Genomic DNA, 26636 nt, shown 5'->3' with positions numbered 1-26636 from the left:
TCGGCGTCCAGGAACTTCATCGCATCGCCTTCTGGTAGCACCGTGAGAACGGCACGTCCTCGTACGGCGGGAAGACCGGGATCGGGGTGTAGCCGTGCCGTTCGTACAGCCGGACCGCGTCGGGTTGCCGGTCACCGGTCTGCAGGATGATCCGGCGTACGCGCAGTGTCCGTGCCGCTTCCTCCGCGGCCCTGAGCAGGGCGACGGCGGCACCGGTGCCGCGGTAGGGCGGGACGACGTACATCCTCTTGAGCTCGACGTCGTCACCGGCCCGGCGCAGGGCGAGGTGCCCGATGGGCAGGCCGTCACCGGTGATCGCGAGTGCCGTGTAGGCGACCGTGCCGGGCGCGACACTCAGCGCCGGCGCGTGGGCGCCGAACTCGGCCCCCCGGTCGGCGTACCGGTGACCCATCTCCCGGACCATGGCGCGGCGGAGCGCGCCGGCGGCCGGGTCGTCGTAGTCGACGGCGATGACCGTGACCCCCGGCGCCCGCAGCGGCACCGGGTGCACGGGATCACCGATCACGCCGGCACCCCGTCGCGGGTACGTGCGGGCCCGAGGCCGAGATTTCCGCGCAGCGTGCTCGCGGTGTAGGCCGTACGGAAGACTCCGCGCTCCTGCAGCAACGGCACGACCGTGGCGACGAACTCGTCCAGCCCGGCCGGCACGAGGTGCGGCACCAGGATGAACCCGTCGGCGGCGTCCGCCTGGACGAACCGGTCGATCTGGTCCGCGACCTGCTCCGGTGTGCCGACGAACGACTGGCGGCCGGTCACCTCGATGATCAGCTCGCGGATGCTCAGCCGCTTCTCCTCGGCGATCGCACGCCAGGCGCGGGCCGTCGCGAGCCGGTCGTCGTGCTGCCGGGTGCGGCCCTTGATGATGGAGTCGGCGGCCGGGTCCGGGTCCTCGGCCGGGAGCGGCCCGTCCGGGTCGTATCCGGACAGGTCGCGGTTCCACACCTGCTCCAGCAGGGAGATCGCCGTCTGCGGGCTCACCTGCTGGCGCCGTACGTGGGCGGTGCGCTCCAGGGCGTCCGCCTCGGTGTCTCCCAGCACGAACGTGGCCGCCGGCAGCACCTTGAGCTCCTCGGGTGACCTGCCGAACTTGGCGAGCCTGGACTTGATGTCGCGGTAGAACGCCTGGCCCGCCCTTGGCGTCGAATGCCGGGTGAAGACGACGTCGGCGGTCGCGGCGGAGAAGTCCCGGCCCTCGTCGGAGTCTCCGGCCTGGATGATCACCGGATACCCCTGGGGGCTGCGTGGCACGGTGAAGTGGCCGGCGATGTCGAAGTGCGGTCCGTGGTGGCCGAACTCCCCCGCGTCCGCCGTACGGGTGAAGGCTCCCTCGTCCTTGGCTGCCACGACGGCGTCCGGGGGCCAGGAGTCCCAGAGCGTACGGGCCGCCCGTACGAACTCCGCCGCGCGCTCGTACCGCTGGGAGTACTCCAGGAAACCGCCACGGCGGAAGTTCTCGCCGGTGAACGCGTCGGATGAGGTCACGACGTTCCAGCCGGCCCGGCCGTCGGAGAGATGGTCGAGGGTGGCGACCTTGCGGGCCAGGTCGTACGGCTCGTTGAAGGTCGTGTTGACGGTGCCGGCCAGCCCGAGGTGCGTGGTGACCCCGGCCAGGGCGGTCAGCACGGTGAGGGCGTCCGGGCGGCCCACCACGTCCAGGTCGTGGATGCGGCCGCGCTGCTCGCGCAGCCGCAGTCCCTCGGCGAGGAAGAACATGTCGAACAGGCCGCGTTCGGCGGTCCGCGCGAGATGGGCGAAGGAGGCGAAGTCGATCTGGCTGCCCGAGGCCGGGTCGGTCCAGACGGTCGTGTTGTTCACTCCCGGGAAGTGCGCGGCGAGGATGATCTGCTTGGCCACCTATCTCCTTTCCAGGGCATGCCGATTGACCGGGCGCGCCAGCCCGAGCAGCCCGCGCAACGTGCCCGCCTCGTATTCGCGGCGGAAGGCTCCCCGCTCTTGCAGGACCGGCACGACCGCGCGGCTGATCGCCTCGAGGTCGTGCGGCAGGGTCCCTGGCCGCAGCCGGTATCCGTCGAGCCCGGTCGTTCGCCAGTCCAGGATCAGGTCGGCCAGGCCTTCCGGGGTTCCGGTGAAGATCGCGGCGTCGGAGGAGAGCCCCGCACCGTCCAGGTCGTCGAGCCGCGCCTTGCGGTCCGCCGCTTCCTCGTCGCTCGCGTCGAGGAAGACCAGCAGGTCGGCGAAGATCTTCAGCGGCTCTTCACGCCGCACGGCGGCCTCGGCCTCGCGTACCTCCGCGACGATCGAACGTGCCTGCTCCCCGTCGCGCGGCGTCACGTACACCAGGTCGGCCCCGCCCGCAGCGAACCGGTACGGCAGCGCCGCGTGCGCCAGCGCCGTGACCAGCAGCTGTCCCTGGGGCGGCCGCGGAGTGATGAGCGGCCCCTTGACGCTGAACCACCGCCCGGCGAAGTCGACGTAGTGCAGCTTGTCGCGGTCGACGAAACGGCCGCTCGCGACATGCCGGATGACGGCGTCGTCCTCCCAGCTGTCCCACAGCCGCCGTACGACCTCGACGACGTCGGTTGCCTCGCCGAACAGCTCCTCGATGTGACCGAGGCCGTCGGGCTCGGGGAACTCCCGCCGCCCGAAGTGCGCCGCCTCTTCGCGCCGCCCGGAGATCCGCGCCCGCCAGCCCGCGCGACCGGCGCTGATGTGATCGAGCGTGGCCAGGGCGGTCGCCACGTGGAACGGCTCGGTGTGGGTCGTGGTGGCCGTCGGCACGAGGCCGATGTGCCGGGTGAGCGGCGCGACCCGCGAGGCCACCAGGACGGCGTCCAACCGGCCGCGCACCCGGTCCGTACGACCGACCGGATCGCCGGGGCCGAGCGCGTCCTCGATGGTCACGAAGTCCAGCAGGCCTCGCTCGGCCTCCAGGACCAGATCCGTCCAGTACCCCGCGGTGAGGAGCTCCCGCGGCCGTGCGCCCGGATCACGCCATGCCGCCGGATGCCAGCCGGCACCGTCGAGAGCCGCCGCGAGATGGAGGGGGGCCTGCGCCATGGCTTCAAGATTGTTGGATTTCCCTACTTTGTCAATAGGTTAACTTCGGTATGGATCCGTAGAGGCCCTACTCTTGCGGCGCCGGTGATCCGGCGGATATACGCGAGGCATGGTCATCGTCGCCCACTTAACGATCGCGGCCGTCTGGCTGGGCTCCATGGTCTACAGCCTCGTGGTCGTCCAGCCCCGCGTCGAACGCTTCTTCCCCGACGCCGAACGCCGCGAGGAGTTCCTCGTGACCCTCGCGAACGGGAACCGCCGACCGGTGGTCGCACTGGTCGCCGCGCTGTTGCTCACCGACCTGTCGATCCTGGTCATACGGCCCGAGGTCCGGCTCGGCTACGGCGTCGCCCTGGTGCTGCATCTGCTCGCCGGATCCGTGTTCGCGCACGTGTCCTGGCGCCACTGGCCCGCGCGGGTGTTCGCCCTCCCCGAAGAGCTTCCCGGGTACCAGCACCGGCTACGGCGGCTGGCCTGGACGATTCTCGGCCTGGTCGCCGCCGCCTTCGTGACGACGTTGAGCGTAAGCGTCGACACATGACGAACGTCGTCATCGCGGGGTCGAGCGGCCTGATCGGGACCGCTTTGCGGCGGTCCTTGGAGGCCGACGGGCACAGCGTCACACGTCTGGTCCGGCACGTTCCCGAGGCTCCGGGCGAGGTCGAATGGCCGCCCACCCCCTCGGTCCTGGCCGACGCCGTGGTCGTGAACCTCGCGGGCGCCGGTATCGGAGACCGGCGCTGGACGCCCGCCTACAAGAAGGTCCTGCTGGACAGCCGAGTCTCGACGACCGCCGCCCTGGCCGAGCTGTGCGTGCAGGCCCGTCCCGGCGTGCTCATCTCCGCCTCGGGCATGCGCTGGTACGGAATCGACCGGGGCGACGAGGCGCTCACCGAGGCGTCCGCCGCCGCCTCCCCTGGCTTCCTGCCGATGGTCTCCCACCGCTGGGAGGCGGCCACCCGGCCCGCCGAGGACGCCGGAATCCGCGTGTGCCATCTGCGTACGGGCCTCGTCCTGTCCGGGCAGGGCGGCGTCCTGCCGAGACTCCTGCCCTGGTTCCGTGCGGGCCTCGGCGCCTCGATCGGCTCCGGCCGCGAGTACTGGAGCCAGATCTCCCTGACCGACACGGTCCGCGCCATCCGCTTCCTGGCCTCGGACCCGCAGGCGTACGGGCCGTACAACATCACCGCGCCGCACCCCGCCCGCAGCCGCGACCTCACCGACACTCTTGCTCGCGAGCTGGGCAGACGTGCCTTCCTCCGGCTCCCGGCCTGGCCCCTGCGCCTCACGGTGGGCCAGGTCGCCCCCGAGGTGCTCGGCAGCCTCCGCGTCATCCCCGACCGCCTCACCACGGCCGGTTTCACCTTCCACCACCCCGACGTGGAATCCGCCCTCCGAGCCGCCCTCGACCACGCCTGAAGGAGCTTCGCCGCGACCACGCTCGACGACGTCCACCGGTTCGCGGCCGGCAGGTGGCGGTCACCCTTGGCAACTTGCTCAAAGCCGGTGGTTTCTCCCGGCCGACTTGTCGGACTTGAAACTTATTGGCCGAATCCTGCCAATGTTCCAGCGATCCGTCCCCATCATGATCAGTTCGGCGTCATCCTGACAGGCGATGGCTCCAGGCCGATCAGCGGCCGCGCAGGAGCCGATGAACGGGGAGGCTTCATGGGGGAACGACCGCTCGATCTGACGGGCCGGTTGCTCAGGCTGACCGTGGCCGGCGTCATCGCCGCCGCGACGGCGGTGGCGACGGCAGGCGGCGCCGGCGCGGCGCCACGGGCCGCGGCCGCCGACGGTCCGGGAAAGATCGCCTACACCTCGCTCACCGAGGAGTACGGCCAGGGCGAGCAGATCACCGTCGTCGACATGGCCACGCTCACGCGAACCGTGCTGCCCACCCCCGACGGCTATGACTCGGCGGAGGCACCCGACATCTCCCCCGACGGCAGCCAGATCGTCTTCACCGCCGTCAAGGACTACGCGGCCGAGCTCTGGGTGATGAACATCGACGGCACCGGCGCCCATCGGATCACCGCCTTCTGGGACGGCCGGTACAACCCGCGGGACGAGCCGGCGTGGATGCCGGACGGGACACACGTCGTCTTCCCCGCCTACGATTCCCAGGCCGGTGTGAACAAGCTGTTCGAGGTGGGCGTGGCGGGCGGCGCCGCACCCGAGCCGCTGCCGGTCGACGGTGACGTCTCCACGGTGGACAACCTCTCGGTGGCCCCTGACGGGACCATCGCGTACGTGACTTCGCCGGCCTCGAGCGGCTACGACGTCTGGCTGCGTGAACCGGACGGCGAGCGACACCTTCTGGTTCGGTCGGCGCGGGATCCGGCCTTCTCCGCGGACGGCAGCAAGATCTACCTCGCCAAGGGGGGAGAGGCCGACCAGATCTACAGCGCCACGCGCGACGGTGTGCTGACCCAGGTCACCACTGACCCGCACACACACGGCGCCCCGGCGCCGTCCCCCGACGACCAGGCCGTGGCGTACCGCAAGGTCTCCGACTGCCCCCGCGTGTACGTGCTGCGTGCCGGCGTCGAGACACGCGTGAGCGGCGAGACCGAGTGCATGTCGGGCCTGTCCATCGACTGGCGCTGAGCCTTACGCGACCGGCGCATGGATGGCCACACGACCTCCGCCACGTCGTCGTGGCGAGGCGAGGTGACCAAGGCCGCGTAACCCTGGAGCCCCCCACATCGCGGGGGTTCCGGGGGGTCGCCCCCCGGGCCGGCGTGGCCGACGTCGGCCTCGGCGGCGGCTTTGGCAGTGCTGACATGTTCAAATCGACAACTACCGGTGCGGTAGGCCGGTCCGAGTTGAGCAGCAGTGCTGGAGGTGGCCGTGAGCGGTCAGGATCCCGTCTCGTCGCCGGCACGCACGGATTCGTGGTCATCGAAGATCGACACGTCGGTAGCGCATCCGGCTCGCCGTTACGACTACTGGCTCGGGGGCAAGGACAACTTCGCGGCCGACCGGGAGTCCGGTGATGCCGTGGCCGCCGCGTTCCCCACCGTGCGGACCTCGGCCATCGAGAACCGCCGGTTCCTGCGCCGCGCGGTCGCCTACCTGGCGAGGGAGGCGGGGCTGCGTCAGTTCCTCGACGTCGGCACCGGGATTCCGACCGCCGACAACACCCACCAGGTCGCCCAGGCGATCGCCCCACAATCCCGGATCGTCTACGTCGACAACGATCCCATTGTCCTGATGCACGCGCGTGCTCTGCTGACGAGTACGCCCGAAGGGGCCACCGCCTACCTCGACGCCGACCTCCGCGACCCCGGCAGGATCCTCGGCGATCCGCAGCTCGCCCGCACCATCGACCTGTCGCGGCCGGTCGGGCTGATGCTGGTCGCGATCCTGCACTTCGTCAAGGACGCCGACGACCCGTACGGGGCGGTGTCCCGGCTCGTCTCGGCCATGCCGTCCGGCAGCTATCTGACCATCACCCACGCGACCAACGACCACATGCCGCCGGAGATCCTCGCGGCGGTCGGCGACGCCGACGCACAAATCCCGTTCCAGTTCCGCTCCCGTGAGGAGTTCGGCCGCTTCCTCGACGGAATGGACCTCGTACCGCCGGGCATCGTGTCCGTCGCCGAATGGCGGGCCGAGAACGAAGCCGGTCCCCGTCCCTCCGCGGCGGAGACCGCCGTGTACGGAGCGGTCGCCAGAATTCCCTGAGCCACCCCACGGTCAGGACCGGCGCGCGACGTATGCCACATCACGAACATGTTCGTAACGAACATGCTCGTGGTACGGTTCCTCCATGAACGCAGACGAGAGCGGCACGACACCTCGCAGCCGGCGGGAGCGGCCCGCAAAACCCGCCCTCACAAGGCAGGGCATCATCGACGCCGCGCTGGCGATCCTGCGTGAGGAGGGCCTGAGCAAGGTGACGATGCGCCGCATCGCCGCCACGCTCGACACCGGCCCCTCGTCGCTGTACGTCTACGTCAGCAACACCGAGGACCTGCACGCCCAGATCCTCGACGTCCTGCTCGGCACGGTCACCGTGTCCGCACGTGGAGCAGGCCCCTGGCGCGACCGGCTCAAGGCCCTGCTGAACGCCTACCGCGACGTGCTGTTCGAACACCCGGAGATCGCCCGAATGGCACTGTCCACCCAGCCCAGCGGCCCCAACTACATGGCGCTGGCCGAGGCGATCCTCGCCCTGCTCGCCGAGGGTGGCGTGACCGGTCGCGCGGCGGCGTGGGGTCTGGACCTGCTGCTGCTGGTTCCGACCGCGGCCGCCGTCGAGCACACCGGCCCGAGATCGGCGGCCCAGGAGGCCGCGGATCTGTCCGCGCTGGCGGATCAGATCCGGGCCACCGACCCGGCGCGCTATCCGCACATCACCGCGCTCGGCGACGAACTCGTCTCAGGCGACGGGGCGAGCCGTTCCGACTGGGCGTTCAACGTCCTGGTCGACGGAGTCCTGGCGTCCCTCCCCCGAACATGAGGAGCTCCACCATGTCCACACCCTCCATCGCGATCGTCGGCGGCGGCCCCAGCGGCCTCGTCCTCGCCCGCATCCTGCAGATGCACGGCATCGAGTCCACGGTGTACGAAGGCGACGCCTCGGCCGACGCCCGCAGCCAGGGCGGCTCCCTCGACCTGCACGAGGAGTCCGGGCAGTTCGCGCTGCGCGAGGCCGGCCTCCACGAGCGGTTCCTCACGCTCACCCATCCCGAGGGTGAGACCATGCGCGTTCTGGACAAGGCCAGCACGGTCTTCATCCACCACGAGCCGGAGGGCGGCTACGGCGGCCGCCCCGAGATCGACCGGACCGCCCTGCGCGACCTGCTCATCGAATCCCTCGACCCCGGCCGCGTCGCCTGGGGCCACAAGGTCACCGCGGCCCGCTCGCTCGACGACGGCCGGCACGAGCTGACCTTCGCCGACGGCGGCAGCACCACCGTCGACCTGCTGGTCGGCGCGGACGGCACCTGGTCGAAGGTACGGCCCCTGGTCTCGGCGGTCACCCCGGAGTACGCCGGAATCTCCTACCTGGAGCTGCGCCTGACCGACGTCAGGACGCGTCATCCCGACTCGGCCGCCCTCTTCGGCCCCGGGATCATGTTCGCCCTCTCCGACGACAAGGCGCTGATAGGGCACGGCGGCACCGACGTTCACGTGGGCGCCTCACTGCGGGTGCCCAAGGACTGGACGGCCACCCGCGGCGTCGACTGGTCCGACGCGGCCGCCGCCCGCGCGCTCCTGCTCGCGGAGTTCGCCGACTGGAGCACGGAGCTGACCGACCTCATCCGCAACTGCGACGACACGATCGTCCCGCGCCTGATCTACGCCCTGCCGACCGGCCACTCCTGGTCGCGGGTCCCCGGTGTGACGCTCGTGGGCGACGCGGCGCACGTGATGTCGCCGTACGCCGGTGAGGGCGCCAACCTCGCCCTGCTCGACGGGGCCGAGCTGGCGCTGGCCCTCGTCGCGCACCAGGACGACATCGAGACGGCGCTCCTGGAGTACGAGACGGCCATGTTCCCCCGCGCCGCGGCCGCCGCCGCCGGGTCCGCCCAGGGACTGGACATGTGCTTCGCGCCGGACTCCCCGCGCGCCATGGTCGAGTTCTTCGCCGGAGACGGCGTGCCCGTGGTGCGCTGAGCAGGCATCACACCACCGTCACGGAAGGCGACCGGGCGTCAAGTGTGCGCGGCGAGAATAGGCAATTCATCGCACTCGTCTAGGTAATTGCTCTTGCCGGTATAGACGGTTCGAGCGTCACCGATCCGCCTGAGCTGCGGCGGAGTACCTAACCGAATAATTAGGCAAAGAGGTGCGCGTTTATCGCACCTATTGAGATGGATTTCCTCGTGGACATAGGAGATGCTAGCGCCCGGACACTCGCTCTATGGCCACTCATTTCAAAAGGAGAGTAAATTGCGGTCTCTCACCATTCGCAAGGTAGGCGTCACTGCCGGCATCGCTGCCGCTGCGGCCGCTTTCAGCCTCGTCGGCGCCTCTGCCGCGTCCGCGGACACCCCGCGTCACGGCGTCGTCTACCCGACCTACTACGACTGCGTTTACGCCGGGAACACCTACGCTCAGATGGGCCTGCTTCACGGATTCTCCTGTCCCCAGGTCAACGGTGGATACCGGCTGGACTGGTGGTGAGCGGCATCCGGACGCGTCACTGAGGCTCGGGTCTCGCGTACGCCACACAAGCGTACGCGAGACCCGAGCACGCGTTTTTGTCGTCTATTTCGAGGAAATCCGCTGAGTCCCCATACGGCGTGCCGGATTTCAGTTCGCAGGCTTGAGCACCCACAGGTGGTCGTCCTTGGGGTCGCACGGCCAGGCGGTCAAGCTGGCGTCCTCAGCGCGGGCGCCTTCCACGTCGAGACACTTGCCGCCGTCGCCCGAGTCGCGGATCCAGAACTCCCCTGAATGCTTTTCGTCCAGGTACCACAGCTGGTTGCCGCCGGAGGCGCAGCGCCATTCGGTCACCCTATCGACGGCTCCGCTGCCGCGCAGGTCGAAGCAGAGGCCGTCCTTGCTGTTGCGGATCGTGAACAGGTCCGCGCCGTTCGGACCGGCGCCGTTCTTGCGCACCACGAGGTCCCAGCGCTGGTTGTCCTGGGCCGTCGCGCGGCACGTGTGTTGCACCACCGGGCCGTTCATCGTCCCGTCGCCGTTGCCGGGGACGTCGGCGCATTTGCCGGTCACCACGTTCATGAGCAGCAGATCACGGGCGGTGCTGAACTTCGGGCCGGCAGGCCGCCGTCCCCCCTTGGACTCCGCCTTGAATACCGTCCGCTTTTTCTCCTTCGTCCCCGGCTCGGCGGGCTTCGGAGCCGGGAGAGCCGGGGAAGCCGGTGGCTTGGAACTCGGTGTCGTCGTGCCCCAGGGCATGGCGTACGGCGATGTCGGAGCCGGGGTGGGCGCCTGACCGGCGCGCGCCGTCAGCGCCAGTTCCCGCTCTCGGTTTTTGGCCGCTTTCCGATGGTCATAGTGGTCCAGGACGCCGGCACCGTACGCGACGCCCGCCGCCACGATCACGGCGATACCACCCGCCAGGAAACGCAGGCGCTGCCGGGGCCGCTCCCCCGGCTGCCAGGCGCGCTTGTTGAAGGCGTCGACGAATTCGGCGCGCTCTTGTCGTTGGCGTTCAGTGGAATTCTGCTCGCTCACGTGTTCTTCCTGGATCAGTGCGCGCGGATCCGGCCGCTGTCCGGTGGACTCCATAAGGCCGGTCCGGCCGGATATGTGTGCGGCGCGTCTCCGTGGAGGTACGGCGTGGCCTGCGCACCTCCCGATTCGCAGGAAACGGGAGGTGCGACGTCGAGTCTGGCACCGGACGGCCAAGCCTGAGTATCGGCACTGTTGCCTATTCCCGGACCTCGGCAATGCCGCATCCAGGATCTGGTCAGTGGCCGAAGGCGAACCAGTGCAGGTTGACGAAGTCGCCCGGCTGCCCACTGCTGAACCTCAGGTACACGTCGTGCACCCCGGTCACCTTGCGGACATCGGCCTCGACCGTGCCGTAGGTCTGCCAGCCGCCCGTGTTGGCGATGGCGAAGCCGCCGACCGGCGCGTTCGACAGGGCGTCCAACCGCACCTCGACCCGGCCGCTGACTCCCGCGGCGGCGCCGCTCGCGACCCGGCCGTAAAACCGTCGCGCTCCATCGAGACCGAAGCCGACTCCCTTGTACAGCGCCCAGTCACCGTCACTGATCCAGGCGAGGTTCTGGCCACCGCCGGTGTCGCCGGTGTTCTCCGTGCCCAGGTTCGACTGCCGATCGAGCGCTTCGGCCTGGATCGGGCTGTACGCGTCGTGCTCGGCGCTGCGAGTGCCGCCCTGCGGGGGCGTGGTCGGAGGCGGCCCCGTGCGAATCGTCGGCCACTCGGACCTATCCGGCCTCTCCGTCGGCGTCGGGGTCTTCTCCGGCTCCGGCAGTGTCAGCAGGGTGTGGGGTGCGGTCTCGCCGCCCTGCTGCGAGCTCCGCTCGGCGACCTTTCGCCGTCCCCCCGCGCGGTCGGCACCCTTCTCGTCATCGGCACCGTCCCCGGCCGGGGCCTTCAGCGGCACCGTGAGTGCCGGCGAGCCCGTCGGGGCCGGGGTCGGCGCCGGCTCGGTGCGCGGCCCTTCCGCTCCGGGCCTGCCCGGCGTGTCCGGACGTGAGGCGCGCTTGGACGGGATGCCGCCCCTCGGGGCGTCGACCGACGGGCGCGGGACTCCGGGCACTGTCGTCGCGCCCGTACGGCCGGCCCGGTCGACGCTGGGGTACCGCGAGGTCAGGGCCAGCTCTCGCGAGCGCTCTTCCGCGGCGCGCTTGTGGTCGTACGACGTCATCGCACCGGCGCCGAACGCCGCTCCCGCGACCACGATCAGCACGATTCCGCCCGCGAGCATCCGCGGGCCGACCTGCGGCTGCACGCTCGGCTGCCACGCACCACGGGTGAACGCGCCGACGAGGTCACCGCGTTCCTGGCCCCGACGTTCGTTCTGCTTCGGATCGTTCAACGGTCATCTCCTCAATGTGACGGTGGAAGGGGGGGTCAGATCCCGACGCCTGAGAAGGGGTCGACGCCGAGGTTCGCGATCGGCTGACGGCTACCGGTCGACTGCGGACCCGGACTCGGGGCCGGGGACGGCGGATCCTCGGACGGAGCGCCGTCCCCGACCTGCCTGGTGGCCGTCCACACGCCGATGTAGGCACCGCCCTGCGGCAGCCGGACCAGGACGATCCGCCGGCCGGACGGGAAGCCGTACTCGTCCGCCACGCCGCTCGGCGATATGACGACGACGCGCAGGCGCAGCACCACACCGGTGGCGACGAGCATCAGCACCTCCGCGCCGTCGGAGCGGCCGGGGCTGGTGAGCATGGCCATGAGCGAGCGGCGGAGGTCGTCTGTCATGGGTGCGTCCCGCGACAGTCCGATCCGGCCCAGCTCGGCATCGATCATCGGCCACAGCCGCCGTTCGGCCGAGGTACGCGCGAGATCGGCGGCGAGCATGTCCGCCAGGTGCCTTCTCAGCTCGTCCGGTGTCGCGGGCCGTCCGCGGCCGATCGCGGCGAGCTCGGTGGCCGCTCCCGCGCCGAGAGCGTTGACGATCTCGTCACCGGTCGCGGGCACGTAGAGCGGCGCCAGCCCCTGCGACGTCAGCGCCGACTCCTGTTCGCGGGTGAGGCCCCCACCCGTACGGGACGCCGCCGACGAGCCGCCGCGGTCCTGCGGGGCCCACGCGGCGAGCTCCCGTCTCTCCGCGCGCGCGTGGCGCTGTTCGCGCCGCGACATGGCCAGCTCGCGGTCATGCTGGAACGTCATCCGGTCGAGCCCGTCGGCGATCTCCCGTACTTCCTGTTCGGTGAGGTCCGTCCTGAAACCGCTGCGGGCCGCCGCCCGCAGGAGATCGAGGATCTTCGTGGCGGCCTCTTCGTTCCACTCCGCCTGGTGTCTCTTCTCGGACAGCTCCAGGAAGCCGGTCAGCGAGTCGTTCTCGGCCTGGAGCCGCCGGCGCTCGATCGCCTCCTGCCGCCAGTGGGCTTGAGCATCGGCGGCGTGCTGGAGCAGCTCCGGCAGGTCGTCATGGTGCGCGGTCAGCCGGTCCCTCCGGATGGCGAGTTCGGCGCCCGCCGCCTGCTCGAAGGTCTGCTGTCGCTCCTGGGCGAGCAGGTACAGCCGGCCGAGCTCGGCGTAACCGAATCCGTAGGCGTCCAGTTCGGCGCGCATGTCCGGCTGCAGCAGCCCGTCCCGTTGCGCGATCTCCGCGGTGAAGAAACGGTTCTTGGAGGTCACCGGGTCGAAGATCCACAGGGCGCCGCTCGCGTCGCGGCGGATCCGTGCCGGGTCGAAGGTGAAGGCCCGGCCGTCGGGGTCGGCCCAGGTACGGCGCACGGTCCCGTCGAGACCGACGATGTCCACCTGCACGTGTGCGTTCAGCTCGTGAGCGACGTCACGGCCCAGGAACGCCGGGTCCAGGCTCAGTGCCGCGGCCTCTCGCGGCGCGGACGCGGGCGCCCCGGTGGGGTTGTCCGGCCGCTGGGAATGCAGGGCGTTGACCGTGTTGATCACGGTCGTCGTCTCGTCCGGCAGAGACTCCACGGGGCCGAGGGCGGCTTCGGCGCCTTCCACGCCCAGGGCGTGCAGCCGCAGCTCGTACCGCGCCAGCGCCTCCGGCGCCTCGAAGTCCGGAGTGACCCGCCGAATCGCCTCCAGGTCGTCCCGCATCGTGCGGACCGCCCACCTCAGCACCTGCTCATGGGCGCTCACGGTGAGCGCGGCCTGGTCGGCGGTCAGGACGACCGGCGTGTTCGCGCCGGCCTGCCGGCGGATGCGCTGGGCGACGCCGCGGTAGGCCCGAAGCGCGTCGACGCGGGCGCCGCCCGTGTCGGTCAGCAGCGGAGCCAGGTCGAGCCGCGGCGCCCGCTCCATGGCGGGCCAGTCCCTCCGCGGCGCCCTGGCGTTCTCGTGCAGCTGCCGGTTCAGGTCGTCGATCTGCTCCTGGTAGAGCTCGGCGTACGCCTCGCCGGTGATCGGATCGCTTTCGAAGTGACCCGTGGGCTTGTTCTTGCGGAACAGGTGGTCGTTGAACCGCTTGGCGACCAGTGTGCCGCGGAACCGCATCCGGACCAGTTGCAGCGGTCCCTTCTCCTTGCCGTGCTGCTCGTCCCGCTTGTTCACGCTGGCGCCCGTGCTGTCGCCGAAGGCCGTGCTCCGTCCCGCGCCGTTGTCGGTCGACCAGGAGTGGCCCGGTGTGTGGTCACCGATCGCCCCGCTGCCGGACAACCCGAAGTCGCCGACCACCCGTGAATGGTCGGTGCTCGCGCTGACGGTCGTGCCGCTCTGGTACTTGTTGTAGCGGCCGACGCCACTGCCCTTCTTCATCGTCCCGAGCACCTCCAGGCCGTAGAAGTCGCCCTTCAGCCCGATGTCGGCTCTCTTCCTGGACTGGCCCGGTTCGAAGATGCCGTCCGGCAGCCAGTAGGTGCCGCCGCCGGCCGCGTCCGCCAGGTGGTTGCCGAGGTGCATGCGGGAGAACAGCAGCGGAAGGGACAGGACCGGCCGGGTGTGCGGCTCGCCGGTCTTCGCGTGGGTGGCCGTGGGGCTGAGCAGCCGGTCGACCAGGCCGGGCTCGAACATCCGCTCCAGCATCTTGCGGGCGATCCTCTGCGTGTCGCCGAAGACGACGCCGGTGTTGAAGGAGTTCCCCGGCAGTTTCGGCAACGGCCGCAGGTCGGGCGGCGGGTGCGGGCCACGGGCCCGGCCGGACTCGGCGAGCGCCCGTCCCACCTGGACCTCCAGCCGGCCCGGCACGGTCACGCTGCTCGTGGCGCTGTGCTTCGTCCACCGGTCGAACGTGTGCAGGAGCCGGTTGTTGAGCGGCCGATGGGACATGTCCAGCCGGCGCACCCGCATGGACGTCTCGGTGTCGAACCCGACGATGTACTGGCCGTCGTAGCCGGCGTACTTGGTCTGCTCCTTCAGATGGGTCTCGGAGCGCGTGGTGCCCCGGTGGTGCCCTTCGGCGATCTTCAGCGAGGTGTTGCCGCCTCCGCTCGCCGGTTTCTGCAGGCCGCCCATGTTGAGCTTGGCGAACGTCAGGGCCTGTCCCCCGTCCCTGGACCTGCCCATGGAGGTTCCGGATCCGCCGTACCCGTAGATCTCCGTTCCGGTGTTCGGGACGAAGTGCCCTATCTCGGGCGAGAACAGGTCGCTGGAGATGGTCACCTCGACGATGTCCGACAGCAGCCAGCCCGTCGGGTTCACCAGGTAGAAGGTGTAGCCGTCCTCGGCCAGGAACTCGTCCAGCATGGCGTCGTCCCGGCCCTTGGCCAGCAGTGACTGCAGGGCGTCGACCCCGCCCTGCATGCGCCCGATCACCCGGCGGTCCCGGTTCCAGAGCTCCGCGCCGGCGCTGAGCATGCCGGGCGCGACCTTGTCGATACGCTCCTTGACGATCTGGTACGTCGACTTGCCGTTCCGATGCTTGAAGCTCTCGATGCCGTTGGCTCCGATGAACCGTCCTCCGCGGTCCTCGCGGGTCAGGTACTCCGGGATCTCCACCTCGCCGGCCGGGATCGGCGGTTGCGGGAGCTTGCGCCCGAAGGTCTCCTGGAGCCTCCGGCGGAGATCCTCGTCGCGGACCGGGGCGGTGCCCTGGCCGTGCCGGCTCGCCAGCGTCGCCGCCAGCTCGTCGCGATCGACCGGCGCTTGCGGGGTCCAGCGCAGCAGGATCCCGGCCACGACGTCGCCGGGGAGGAGGAGCGTGCCGGCCTGCCAGGCGGTCATGGCCTCCGCGAGCCGCGTGTCGTCCAGCCGCGCGGTGCCCTGGGCGTACTGGACGAGATCCAGCGGAGTGCCGAGGTACGGGTCGAGGGCCGGTGGGTCGGACAGCCCCTGCCCGAAGGCCTCGCCGAACCGCCGGCGTCCGTCCTGGTCGAGGATCCGTATCCCGCCGAGCTCGTGCGCCCGCGCCAGGTCACGGCCGAGCGCGTCGATGAAGGCCAGGTCTTCGGGCCTGGCCTTCGGGCGCCCCGCCACGTCCGTGCGCCAGCGGGTCAGCACCCCCGCCGCGACGTCGCCGTTCATGATCAGCTCGCCGCTCTGCCAGCGTTTCATCACGTCGGTGAGCTGGGTGTCCGAGAGCGGCACCGTCCGCCGCGCGTACTCGTGCAGCGCGTCGGGCTCGGACAGCAGGAAGCCGACGGGCCGGTTCTCGAGCGTCTTCGGGCCGGGCTTGGCGGTGCTGCTGGGGAGGAGCTTCGCGCGCTTCTCCAGCAGGCCGCTCACCTTGAGGTCCGCCGGCGCCTCGAACAGGTAGGCCCTGTCGATCTTGAGCTGGATCAGTTCCTTGGCGCCGGTGCGCCCGCTGGACTTGCTGGTGTTGCGCTGCCAGTGCCGGTTGACGTCCCACTCGGTGCTGAGGTTGGCCTGCCCGGCGACACTGCCGAGCTCGAGGTCGAGCTGGTCCCAGGTGATGCCGGAGGACTTCGTGGCCGTGAGCCGGCTCTCGAGCAGCAGGAGCTTGATGATGCCGATCACGAACGGGTCGGAGGTCGCGTCGACGAACCTGGCCGGACCGAGCGATCCGGAGATGTCCAGTGCCCCGAAGGTGTTGCGAATCAGGCCGGGCTCGAACGGCCGGTCGGTCGTGTACTCGCGGTTGAAGATCTCCTTCAGGTGCGACCGGACCAGCGTGTGACCGGCGAACGAGCTCACGTCGCGGTCCGCCGCCCCGGCCGGGCCGACCAGGTCCTTCAGCATCCCGGCCGCGGCCTCCCGCAGGCCCGCGAGGTCCGCGTAGTAGATGATGGCCTGGTCCAGGACGTCGGACGGGGTGTTCCGCTCGGTGTTTATGAGCTCGGCGACGGACATCTCCGACGGCTTCAATGTCGGATGCGTGTGGTTCCCCAGCGTGGGCACGTGCGCCACGGCCGTCTGCCGCTCGATCGGCGGCAGCACGCGGTCCCGATGGTCCTTCGCGATCTTGCCGATCTCACCGGAGTGCTGGTACTCGACGGTGACCTCGTAGTCGTCGGTCAGCCTGAGTTTGAGCGCCTTGCCGACACGGTCGGCCAGTTCGGGGCGGTTGTTCAGGAAAGCGGCCGAGTCGGAGGCGCCGCTGATCCGCTGCGCCTCGATGCCCGTCAGGGCCGCCTTGAGGTACTTGAACAGGCCCTTGAACTTCAGGCTCAGCGCGATCTTCCGGGAGTGGCTCGTCCCCTGCCCGGCGGTGTCCATGCCCATCGCGAGGTTGACCAGATGGAACGTCTCGACGGTCCCGAGGTACTCCGGCGGCGTGTCCTCCCGGCTCTTCGCCCTGATCGTGACCTTCGCCGAATCGGTGTCCAGGTCCATGCCCGCGGCGCCTCTGCGCAGCCGCAGCGTGAACGTGAGCCCGTCCTGGTGCGCCTGGTCGTAGTTGGTGTCCAGGCTCTGCAGGGACACCATCTTGTCGAGCAGTTCCTTGTTGTCCAGGCGGCTCTCGACCTTGTTGCCGTGAGTGTGCCGGTGCTCGCCGAACGGCCTGTCCTCCTCGGGCAGGAACCCGTACGGCCTCAGCTCCTCCTTCAGCATGCGGCGGATCTCTTCGACGGTGGCCTCGTCCGTCCTGAGCAGGCCGGTCCCGATGCCCTTCCCCTTGAGGATGTGCGGGGGGATCGGCTCGGACGCCGGCTCCTCGACCGCCTTCCCCTTGCCCTTGTCCTTGCCGGTCTCGGTGCCGCGCTGCCCGCCGCCGCGTATCGCCTCCGGATCGTACGGCACGGTGTCACCCTCGGGCAGGGTCTTCAGCGCCTCCCCGTCCACCGGCAGGCCGTGCTCGAACGCCTGCGGCTCGGGCACGCTCACCAGCGCCCGGCCGACGACGGGCGTCGTCACCGTCTTCGCGTCCGGCGACTTCTTCGCGCCGCGGACCCACACCTTCGCCTGGTGCGCGAAGGTCATCTTGTACGCGCCTGCCTGGCCCGAGAAGCGCGGCACCTGGACCCACAGGCCGACCCGTCCGGCCGACAACGAGTCGACGTTCGTCTCGGTGTAGGTCAGGCCGACACTCGCCGCCAGGCCCACGTCCGGAGCGGCATCCGGCAGCGGCAGCAGGCCGAACTCCACGGCCAGCGGAGTCACCGAGCTGGTGTTCGTGAGGTTGTGGCCGCTGCTGCCACCGTCGATGAGCGTGCGGACGTCCTCGATGTGACGCTTCTCGCTGGTCGCCCCGACCTGCCGCACCCCGTCCGGCAGGCGTGCGCTGTACACCTGGACGATCGCGACGGTGCGGCCGTGCTCGTCGTGCAGCGTGAGCTCGTAGCCGTCCTTGTCGTTGACCGCCTTGCCCAGGTGGACGCCGAGGTTCAGCAGCTTCTGCCAGAGCTCGCCCCGTGTGGCGCCGCCGAGCTTCAGCTTCAGGCCCTGGGACTCCAGCGTGTGCACGATCTCGTCGAAGAGCTTGGGCAGCCTGGTCAGGCCGGACGCGGAGAAGTGCGGCGCCAGCCGGGTGCGTTTCACCCCCTCGCCGGCCGCGGTGACCTGCCGGGCGGCCGGTTCGGCGAGGTAGGAGTTCGCCAGCCACAGCAGCAACCGCTCCGTGCCGGGGTCCGCGATCCGGATCGGCTTGATCTTCTCCCAGCCGGGCGGGGTCTTGCCGGACCCGCCGGTCCGGATCTTGACCGAGATGTTCGGCCGGTAGGCGACCAAAGTGTGCTCGATCCGGTTGTCCTCGACGTGCCCGCCTTCGGCGTCCATGACGTGGGTCGTGCTGCGGCTCGACTGGTTCGCCACGCCCTTGATCGAGGCGCCCGCCTTGACGACGTTGAGGACGCCGGGGGCCACGCCGTAGCCGAACATCGCCGAGAGGCCGCCCGGGGTTCGCTCGGTCGAACCCGAGTGCGTCTCGACGTGGGCACCGGTCGCGTACCCGGCGTTGACCGTCTCGAAGCCCTCGTGCTCTCCCTCGGCCGGCGGCAGCGTCGACGGCGCCGTGGTGGAACCGGCCGGGTTGTCGACGGTGTGCGGATCGGACGGGTCGAACGTGACCAGCACCTCGGCGCCGCCGATCGGCACCATCAGGCCGCTGGTGTTCTCGTCGTCGGCGCTGTCGCCGAGGAGGTACTGGTAGCGGGCGAGCAACTGCTTGACGAAGAAGACCATCTGGTCGTCGGTGACGGTCACACCCTGGGCCGCGAGCTCCTCCTGGACCGCCCTGATCAGCGCCGGCACGTACGGCAGGCCCGCGCGGGGCACGCCGATCGACCGCACCATCTCGTCCACGTCCTTCGGCGTCGTTCCGGCGGGGGCGGGCGACGTCGTCGGCTTCGGCGGCGGCTCCTCCGACGGCGGTTCCCGTACGGGCTCGCCGGCCAGCACGAGGTCCAGCGGTGCGGCGGCGGGCTCGTCCGGCAGATGCAGCCGGAAACTCGCGGTGTCCGACGCCTTGGCCTTGCCCTTGCCCTTGGTGTCGGCGCGGGGGGTCATGGTGGCCCGGTCCGGGTCGTAGTCCACGCCAGACGGCGCGCTCAGAACCGGCCCGTCGGTCACCGTCGTCAGCCGCTCGGCCACCGGTGACGATCCCGGGGACAGCAGGAACGGCTGGTATCCCGGCGCCCTGGCGCCCAGAACGGCGCCCAGGACGGCGGGCGTGACGACCTGGTCCCCGATCACGACGTCGCCGTCCCGTATCTCGGCGATCACGAACACGGTCTGCGGCGGCGCCATCGAGCCGAGCTGCTCGACCGTACGGGGGTCGGGGGCCGGCAGGTCCGCCGGTGCGCCCGGAAGCCGGAGGAGCACCGGGCGATCGTCCAGCACGTACACCTGGGCCTGGTCGAGCACGTCCGCCAGCTTCATCGGTTCGGGCGGCGGAGCGGTGCCGGAGTCGTCCTGCTCGCCGGTGGTCTCGGCAGTCGTCTCGCCGGTGGTCTCGCCGGTCTGGTCGGCCCACCGGACGCGGCGGGCGGGCGGCGGTTCGACCTGCTCCGGCGCCGGTTCGCTGGACATGCTCGTCGTGGCCGTCTCGTCGGCGAAGACCAGCGACGGCTCCTCACCGGGTGAGAACCGGATCAGGGGTTCGGCACCGGCCGCGCCCATCTGGTGCTTCGAGACGATCTCGTTGAAGATCTGTTCCTGGAAGGCCCCGTCGGGGCGCCAGTACATGTGAGCGCCGTGCTGAACGCCCATGTTCCGGTGGGTCAGCAGCCAGATGACCTCCTCGTAGGCGTCCTTGGAGAGCGGAGCGCCGTCGTCGAGCAGCCGGATGTTGTAGAGATCGTGGTCACCGGTCAGCGGGCGGAACTCCCCGTCCGCACCGATGCCCTCGATCACTCCGTCCCGGATCCGGAACTCACCGCTCTGGGTGTACTTCGTCATCTCGGCGGCCAGGTCCACGGACTCGCGCCGTCTCTGCTCGTAACGCGCCTCGACCTGCCGGCGCTGCTGTTCCGGCATGCTCGCGAGGTCGTCCGCCGAGGGAAGACGCGGCCGGAAGAAGCCGACGAGGCCGATCTGGTCCCCCGACGCCCCGAGGTGGACATCCAGCTCGTTGATGGTCTTGGACTTGATGGTGTGCGGCTTGGGCAGCGCGCCGTCCTCCAGCCAGCGCCGCGAGGCCGGGTTCGTCGGGCGCACGTCGAGTACGAGGTTGAACCGGTCGGCGAACTGACGGAACCGCGTCTGGTTGGCCCTGGGCATGCCGAACTCGTCGGCCAGGCGTTCCGGCGTCAGCTCGAACCCCTGGTCCGGCCGGATGGAGGGCAGCCGCCCGGCGCGCAGATGCGGTCCGCGCGGCACCGGTGGAACGGTGGCGTCGATCGCGTCCATCGTGTTGGCGACGAAGTCCCCGATTCCCTGCGGCATCTTCAGCACCGGGCGTGAGGGCGTCGAGCCGTTCCCGGCGCCGTTCCGGGTCGCCGGGACGGCCGGGGCCGACGAGGTACCCGCGGCGGCGAAACGGCGGTGCAACGACTTGATCTTCGTGCTGAAGAAGGTGCGGAGGGCCGCCGGCGCCGCGTACCGGGGGCGTGCCGCGGTCGCGCTCGTATCCAAGGCCGCCGGCTTCGTGGACTCCTCAGGCTCCACGGGCTCCGTGGACTGCACGGGCTCCGTGGACTCATGCGGCGCCGTGGACTCCTGCGGCTCCACGGGCTCAGTGGACTCCTCGGGCTCTGCGGGCTCTGCGGGCTCTGCGGATTCCGCGAACGAGTCCGCCGGCGGTTCGAGGAGATCCGGGTCGAGCGGCCGTGTCGTGTCCAGGGGGTCGACCTGCGAGTCGTCCGATTCGTAGGTCTGCTCTGCCGTGGTCGCCTGCGGAGGGCTCACGTCCTCGGCGACCGGTGGCAGCGAGGCGAAGATCGTCTGGGTGCGTGATCCCCGCCGTGACTCCGGCCACATGGTCTTCCACGGGGCCGCGACCGGAGGTCCGGGCGGGAAGGAGAAGGAGGACTGCTGGGAGGCGTCGGGCATCTCCGTATCGCCGTCGTGGTCGATGGCGCGGCGTGAGGCGGAGGCCCGCGACGCCCGTACGCCGTGCGGGAGGAACGTCTGCCGGTCACCGATCGTGTGCAGGTCGACCTCGACCGTCCCGCCGGACGCGTCACGGAAGGGTTCCAGGCGGACGGTGTCGCCGTCTGGCAGGTGGATTACCAGGGTCTGCCCGAGGTGCGTGGCGATGGCCCGTCCCGCCAGGTCACGTGCGCTGTCCGCACGCTGGTTCTCGCTGTGCTCCTCCGTGTGCCGTACGAGCGTGTGCTGCACGAACGCGTTGATCAGGTCGCCGTACCCGAACGGCGACCGCACCCCCTGCATGACGGCCGGCTGCGCCATTCCCCGGTCCTCGGCCTCGATCCCGAGTTCGTCGCGCATCGCGTGAACCGCTCCCGTACGTACCGAGTCCGCGGACCGGCCGACGAAACGCGCGACCGCGTCGAACAGCGTGTTGCCGGCGACGGGCGGGGGCATGCCGTGGGTGAGGATCTCGTCCCCGAGGAAGGACATCTGGTAAATCAGCTTCGTCATCGGATCCGAGCCCGCGACCAGGTGCGCGGCGAGCACCGCCTCATCCGCCTGCACACCCGCGGCCGGCGTGCCGGTCTCGTCGTCGGGCCCAGGAGGGATGGTCAGATCCATCGAGATCCGCCGGTTCAACCGTCCCCCCGCGGCGATGTCCCGCTGGTCGGACCGGTGGAGAGGCCTCCACCGTTGCCGGCCGGAGGACGTCTCCTGCAGGTCCGAACTCGTCCTCCGCAGCGGGTCGTGCGCCCGATCCGCGTCCGGGTTCAGATAACGCGTGCGCAGACCGGCGCGATACCTCCCGAGAGACGTCCCGGAACTCGCGGTCCGGGACAGGTAGAACTGGGTGCGCACCGACTCCAGCGTCGAGTGCGACTGCGGCAACGAGCCCCTGGACCCGGTGAACCGCTCGTTGAACCGGCTCAGATCGGTGGCCGTCGCGCCTTCCACGAAATCAACGACATACGCCTGACCACGCAGCGGATGCCGGTTGTTCGCCCCGTCGACGCGCGCGGCCTCGCGACCGTCCTCGTCGGTACTGTGCGCGAGCGACAGTTCGGCCGCGTAGGCGGTGTTCAATGTCTCCGCCAGCCGGCCGAACTCGGCTCCACCGTCGCCGAACCGGATCTCTGTTCCCTCCACCGAGAGGAGAGTTCCGTCGAAGAACAGGTTCGGCTCGGGCGCGTACGGCAGCAACGGATGAATCGCGGCCAGCTGGTCGCGGGTCCGCATGTCCTCCAGAACGGCATCGCGCAGACCGGGCTTGGCTTCCATGTCCGGCGAAACCCGGTAGCCGCCCGCCATCATCACCGGGCGGTCCACCCCTCCAGCGACCTGCAGTTTGTCATCGAAGTGCTGGAAGACGTGCTTCCCGGAGGGGACCGTACGGGCACCTTGGTCGAAATCTTGAACCGAGATGTAGGGATGGGTCCCCGCCGCGACGAACCCTTCCACCAACGCCCTCGTCGCCGATGAGGACAACACCTCGTTGCGCATCGTCCCCGGGCGGAACTCCCGGGCGAACACGCTGCCCACGACGGCCGCCGGATACGTCAGAGAGCCGAGGATCCTGTTGATCTGATTGGACACCCGCGCCGGCAGGCCGGCCCCAGGGACGCCCTGCTGATTCACACCGAACACGAAGGCGACCCGGCCCGGCGGCCCGTCGTACCCGGTCATCACCGCGTCGATGACCTCGGGGATCCTGCCGACCTCACCTGCCGGAAGAATGATGTTCACCACGAACGACAGGGGCCGCCTACCATCGACGCTGTCGCTCAGGAACGTCTGGTAGTCCGCGGCCGTTCTCGGCCGAGGCTCGCCCGCCAGCGCGCGGTACAGGCCGTTCGCCCGTACCCCGTTCCCCAGGTCGATGACCTGGCCGAGCCCGGAGCCCGAGCCGAGCGATGGCCGTTTCCGCGTTCCCGGTGCCTCCGGAGCCGCGCGCTTCCGTGCCGGGGCGGGAGCGGAACTCGTCTCGACGCTCCGCCAGAAGTCCTGAACGGCACCCTCGATCACTGCCTCGGGACCACCGACCGGGTTGACCGGAATGGAGATGGCCGGCTTGTTGCCGAAGGTGCGCTGCAGTATCGGCAGCAACGACTTCTCGTGCTCCTGGATCCACTTCAGCCCGTTGTTGCGCCGCGACTTCGTGTTGCCGTCGAACCCCTTGTTCACCCCCAGATAGGTGTTGACGGCCTGTGCGAAGTACTCGCGATCGTCGGTGGCCGAGTGATTGACGTCTCCGGACGTCCGCAACAGCCCGTCCGGCCATGCCACCGGCCCGCCGGCCCGTTCCGCCTCCCACTTCGCCTGCCACGACCTGAGGATCGTCCGCTGGTCCTCCTCACTCAGCCCGAGGAGGTGAATCGAGTGCGCGATCTCGTGCACCACCGTGGAGTAACCCGGCGGATGTGCCGAACCGGTCCCACCCACGACGTTCGCCTCGCCGACCAGATTCTCCTCGGCCACCGCGGTGACCGGACGGTCCGATGTCGCACCCGCGCCCCGAACGTCGTCCCACGTCATGTCGTGACGGTTGTTGAACGACTTGCCGGCCAGATCACGCCACGGTGCCAGCGACGTCAACGCCTGGCTCTTCGGAATGACCACCACCCGGACCTGCCGGCTCAGCAACCTCCCGGCCACATCCGGATCACCCAGCATCGTGGCGAGAATCGACTGCAACCGATACCGGGCGGTCGCGGGCTGCTCCACCCCCTCCGGAATCTGAATCATCAAGGCGGCGGCGACATCCGCGAACCCCGTCGGAAGCAAGGCGCGAATCCGCTGGAAGAACTCCGGGTCCAGCGCGAGTGCGTCCCGCCGCTCCTCCGGCAACGCGCGCAGCGCCTGCAGACGCTCATCCGCGGGCAATGCGGCCAGGCGTTCCGCCTCTTCCGTCGCCGACAGGTCGCTCATGGCGCGGTCATGCCCGGCGGCGCTAGTCTCGGCCGCCGAACGGGACGGGGTCGGCACAGTCGTGGATCCGGAGGGCCGTGACCGCCCCGTGTCGGCACCGTCCGGCGTCGCGCCCGAGAACGTCCTGCCCAGACCGGCTCGTATGGTCTGCCAGAGACTGGTGGCCGCGGTGACGTAGTCTTCGCCGGTCCGCTCGATCGCGGCCCAGAAAGACCGGTAGCCGCTGTAGAACTCGTTGCCCGCCCGGGTCTCTCCCACCGGATTCGCGTTCGTCACGGGTTCCGGCCCGTCGAAGATCGATTGCAGGAGTCCGGCCAGCGGGCCTTCGTGCTGCTCGACGTAGGCCGGGCCGTTGTTACGGTGCAGATAGGTGGCCGGGTCGAACCCGGTGTTCGTACCCAGATAGACGTTGACGAGCTGCGCGAAGAACTCACGTTCGTTCGTGGCGGAGTAATTCGTCTCGCCGGGCCGGTTCGTGTCCTGGTAACGGCCGTCCGGCCAGATCGTGTCGGAGCCCTGTTGCGACAGACGCAGTTTCCGGCCGTACCAATCGGTGATCTGCTGCCGCTGCGCATCGGTCAGCCCGACGTTGTAGATGAGATGCGCGATCTCGTGTGTCACCGACGAGTAGCCCTCGTCGTGGCCGGGGCCGTCGCCGATCGACCGCTCCTCGCCGAGAAGGTTCTCCTCGGAGACGGCGGTCATCCCGGAGTTCCGGATCGAGATGCCGCGGAGCCCGTCGTCCGTACCGGCACGAGCGTGCCACGGCGGCAGCGAGGTCAACGATTCGTTTCTTGGAATCACCCACACTTGCGCGCCGCTGAGCAGGACGTTCTTGGCAACCTCCGGATTGACCAGCATCCGCGTCAGAATCGCCTCGAGCCCGCGACGCGCCGACACCGGTTGCTCGACGCCCCTCGGTATCTCGATCAGCAGGGGTGCCGCGATCGACGCGAACTCCCTGCCGGACAGCCCCGCATCGGCCAGGACACCGACGAACTCTCGATCCACCGCGAAGGACCGGCGCATCGCCGGTGTCATGAACTCCAGCTCCGGTCCCCGCTCGGCGGGTGGCATCTCCACCAGACGTGCCGCCACCGTCGCCCCTGACATGCGTCCGCCGGGGACCGGGACCGAGCGGCCATCGACGGCGGTACGGGTCGGTTCGTCACTCGCCCTGCCGGGGACTGGGATCGTCTGAGTGGCCGCCCCACTGCTCGCATCGCCGCGGCTCCGCGTGTTCCGTGCCGGTGGACCTGGCTCGCGGTCCGCGGGAGCCAGGTGTGATCCGCTCTCCGGCTGCTCGGCCACGGCCGGTGCCCGCCAGACCACCATCGGATCCCCCGCCTCGACCGCGGCCGCCATTTCGTCGAGCGGCAGCGGCCGGGTGGTCGGGAGGATCTGGCCCAGCTCGGTGACCTGACCGTCGGGCTCGTACGTGTGAAAGGCGTCGTACCACTCGTTGGCGAGCCGCAGCGCGCCGTCCGGGTCGCTCTCTGGCGTCGCGGCGAGCAGGTGACCGGAGGGGAGGGGGGTGACGGCGCCCCACGGTGCGGTCACCGGCACGCCGAGCAGGGATGCGACGGCCGGGGCGAACGAGCGAGCGTCTTTGGCCACCAGGAGCAGCGGTACACCGGATTCGTACTCCGGCCGGCTCTTGACCCACGCCACGAACGCGGCCGGTGTCATCCCCCGGAGCCGGCCGGGGACGACGATCGTGCCGTCGGCGGGCAGGACTTTGCCCACGACGACCAGCCGATCACTGCCCGGCCTCGGGGACACCTGGTCGTCCACGTCCCTGGGCGACCGCTCGCCTTCCGGCCGGCGTGCATCGGTGCGCCGCGCCGGCTCTCGTGGCTCGGCCGGCGCGACGGGCCTGCGGGGTTCGCTCGTGGACGATTGATCGATCGACGTCCGGGTGCCGGATCGCTCCCTGCCGCCGGTCACCGGACGGGGCTCGTTCTGCGTCGATGCCGGATCTGCGTCCGAAGGCGCGGCCTTCTTCGGCGCGCCGGTGACCCGTCCCTCAGGCGCCTCGTCGGTCTCCTTGGGACGTACGGTCCACCACCAGCTCGCCGACGGATGTTCGCTCGTCCCCGAGGCCGCCCGACCGGCGGTCGTGATGTCACTACCGCCCGGAAGGACCTCGCCCCGGTCGAAGACCTCACCACGCGGGGTGTAGGTATGCCAGCGATCGTAGGACTCGGCGACGAACCTCGGTTCGCCGTCCGGCCCGGTCTCGAGCCTTCCGGCCGCGAGCTCACCGGAGGACCGGGGAACGAAGTGGCCCCACGGCCCGGTCACGTCCGCGCCGAGCCGCCGCGCGAGCGCGGACGCGAACGAACGCGCGTCCGGAGCCAGCAAGACCACGGGCGTGCCCGGCGAGTAGCCCGGGCGACCGCGGATCCACGCGGCGAGCTCTGCCGGGTTCATCGGCCGAGGCAGCCCGGGAATAGCGATCACGCCATCGGACGGCAGGACCCACCCGGCCACCACCAGCGGCTTTTCGTCCGTCGGCGGCCATACGTGCGTGCTCTCGGAGCCGGCGGTCCGTTGTCGCGTACCGAACCCTGACTGGAGCTGCGGCCGCGTCCCGGGCGACGTGGTGACGCGCCCGGACCGCGGCGGGCCAAAGCCGTCGGTCTCCCGCCCCGACGTGACCTGCGGGCTCCCGCTCCGTTCGGCGGACGCTTCCGGTGCACGTG

General features: G+C 70.2%; 13 protein-coding genes. 7 read left to right on the top strand and 6 right to left on the bottom strand.

Annotation, left to right across the window (positions count from 1 at the left end; genetic code table 11):
* Positions 1-16: 16 nt before the first annotated feature.
* Genes FB559_RS30680 through FB559_RS30670 form a run of 3 tightly spaced genes read right to left on the bottom strand, consistent with a single transcriptional unit; the run spans position 17 to position 3039 of the window.
* A complete protein-coding gene (locus tag FB559_RS30680; RefSeq protein ID WP_246122209.1) occupies positions 17-526 on the bottom strand; it encodes a GNAT family N-acetyltransferase in 510 nt (169 codons plus the stop codon).
* Entirely contained in the window at positions 523-1875 is a 1353-nt protein-coding gene (locus FB559_RS30675) for an NtaA/DmoA family FMN-dependent monooxygenase (RefSeq protein ID WP_141960125.1), read from the bottom strand. Before FB559_RS30675 ends, FB559_RS30680 begins: the two co-directional genes overlap by 4 nt.
* Positions 1876-3039 carry an LLM class flavin-dependent oxidoreductase gene (locus FB559_RS30670; RefSeq protein WP_141960123.1) on the bottom strand — a complete coding sequence of 388 codons (1164 nt, stop codon included), beginning with the start codon at positions 3037-3039 and terminating at the stop codon, positions 1876-1878.
* A 109-nt stretch (positions 3040-3148) separates the two neighbouring features.
* On the opposite strand from FB559_RS30670, the gene FB559_RS30665 reads away from it, so the two are divergent.
* From FB559_RS30665 to FB559_RS30635, 7 genes are all read left to right on the top strand, one after another.
* Entirely contained in the window at positions 3149-3580 is a 432-nt protein-coding gene (locus FB559_RS30665; RefSeq protein WP_141960121.1) for a hypothetical protein, read from the top strand.
* Positions 3577-4458, top strand: coding sequence for a TIGR01777 family oxidoreductase (locus tag FB559_RS30660; protein ID WP_141960119.1), 882 nt, complete (start codon positions 3577-3579; stop codon positions 4456-4458). The genes FB559_RS30665 and FB559_RS30660 overlap by 4 nt, the downstream gene beginning before the upstream one ends.
* A gap of 249 nt (positions 4459-4707) precedes the next feature.
* Entirely contained in the window at positions 4708-5649 is a 942-nt protein-coding gene (locus FB559_RS30655; RefSeq protein WP_141960117.1) for a TolB family protein, read from the top strand.
* A 243-nt stretch (positions 5650-5892) separates the two neighbouring features.
* Complete coding sequence (locus FB559_RS30650; RefSeq protein ID WP_141960115.1) at positions 5893-6732, top strand: SAM-dependent methyltransferase; 840 nt, start codon at positions 5893-5895, stop codon at positions 6730-6732.
* Between the two features lie 85 nt (positions 6733-6817).
* Entirely contained in the window at positions 6818-7510 is a 693-nt protein-coding gene (locus FB559_RS30645; protein WP_141960113.1) for a TetR/AcrR family transcriptional regulator, read from the top strand.
* A gap of 11 nt (positions 7511-7521) precedes the next feature.
* Entirely contained in the window at positions 7522-8670 is a 1149-nt protein-coding gene (locus FB559_RS30640; protein WP_141960111.1) for an FAD-dependent oxidoreductase, read from the top strand.
* A gap of 276 nt (positions 8671-8946) precedes the next feature.
* The gene (locus FB559_RS30635) at positions 8947-9180 is read left to right on the top strand and encodes a hypothetical protein (RefSeq protein WP_141960109.1); all 234 of its coding nucleotides are present in this window, start codon (positions 8947-8949) and stop codon (positions 9178-9180) included.
* Between the two features lie 129 nt (positions 9181-9309).
* Here the strand turns inward: FB559_RS30635 and FB559_RS30630 are convergent, their stop codons facing one another.
* The 3 genes from FB559_RS30630 to FB559_RS30620 all read right to left on the bottom strand — a co-directional run bounded on the left by FB559_RS30630 (position 9310) and on the right by FB559_RS30620 (position 26364).
* Positions 9310-10197, bottom strand: a complete 888-nt coding sequence (locus tag FB559_RS30630) for an RICIN domain-containing protein (protein WP_185792468.1) — start codon at positions 10195-10197, stop codon at positions 9310-9312.
* A 235-nt stretch (positions 10198-10432) separates the two neighbouring features.
* Positions 10433-11530: a carbohydrate-binding protein gene (locus FB559_RS30625; protein WP_246122207.1), complete on the bottom strand. Its 1098-nt coding sequence runs from the start codon at positions 11528-11530 to the stop codon at positions 10433-10435.
* Between the two features lie 35 nt (positions 11531-11565).
* Positions 11566-26364: a hypothetical protein gene (locus tag FB559_RS30620; RefSeq protein ID WP_141960105.1), complete on the bottom strand. Its 14799-nt coding sequence runs from the start codon at positions 26362-26364 to the stop codon at positions 11566-11568.
* Positions 26365-26636: the final 272 nt, after the last annotated feature.

It is taken from the genome of Actinoallomurus bryophytorum (assembly GCF_006716425.1).
Lineage (GTDB): Bacteria > Actinomycetota > Actinomycetes > Streptosporangiales > Streptosporangiaceae > Actinoallomurus > Actinoallomurus bryophytorum.
Note: the sequence above shows the minus strand (reverse complement) of the source record. Positions and strands in the feature narration are given on the sequence as shown.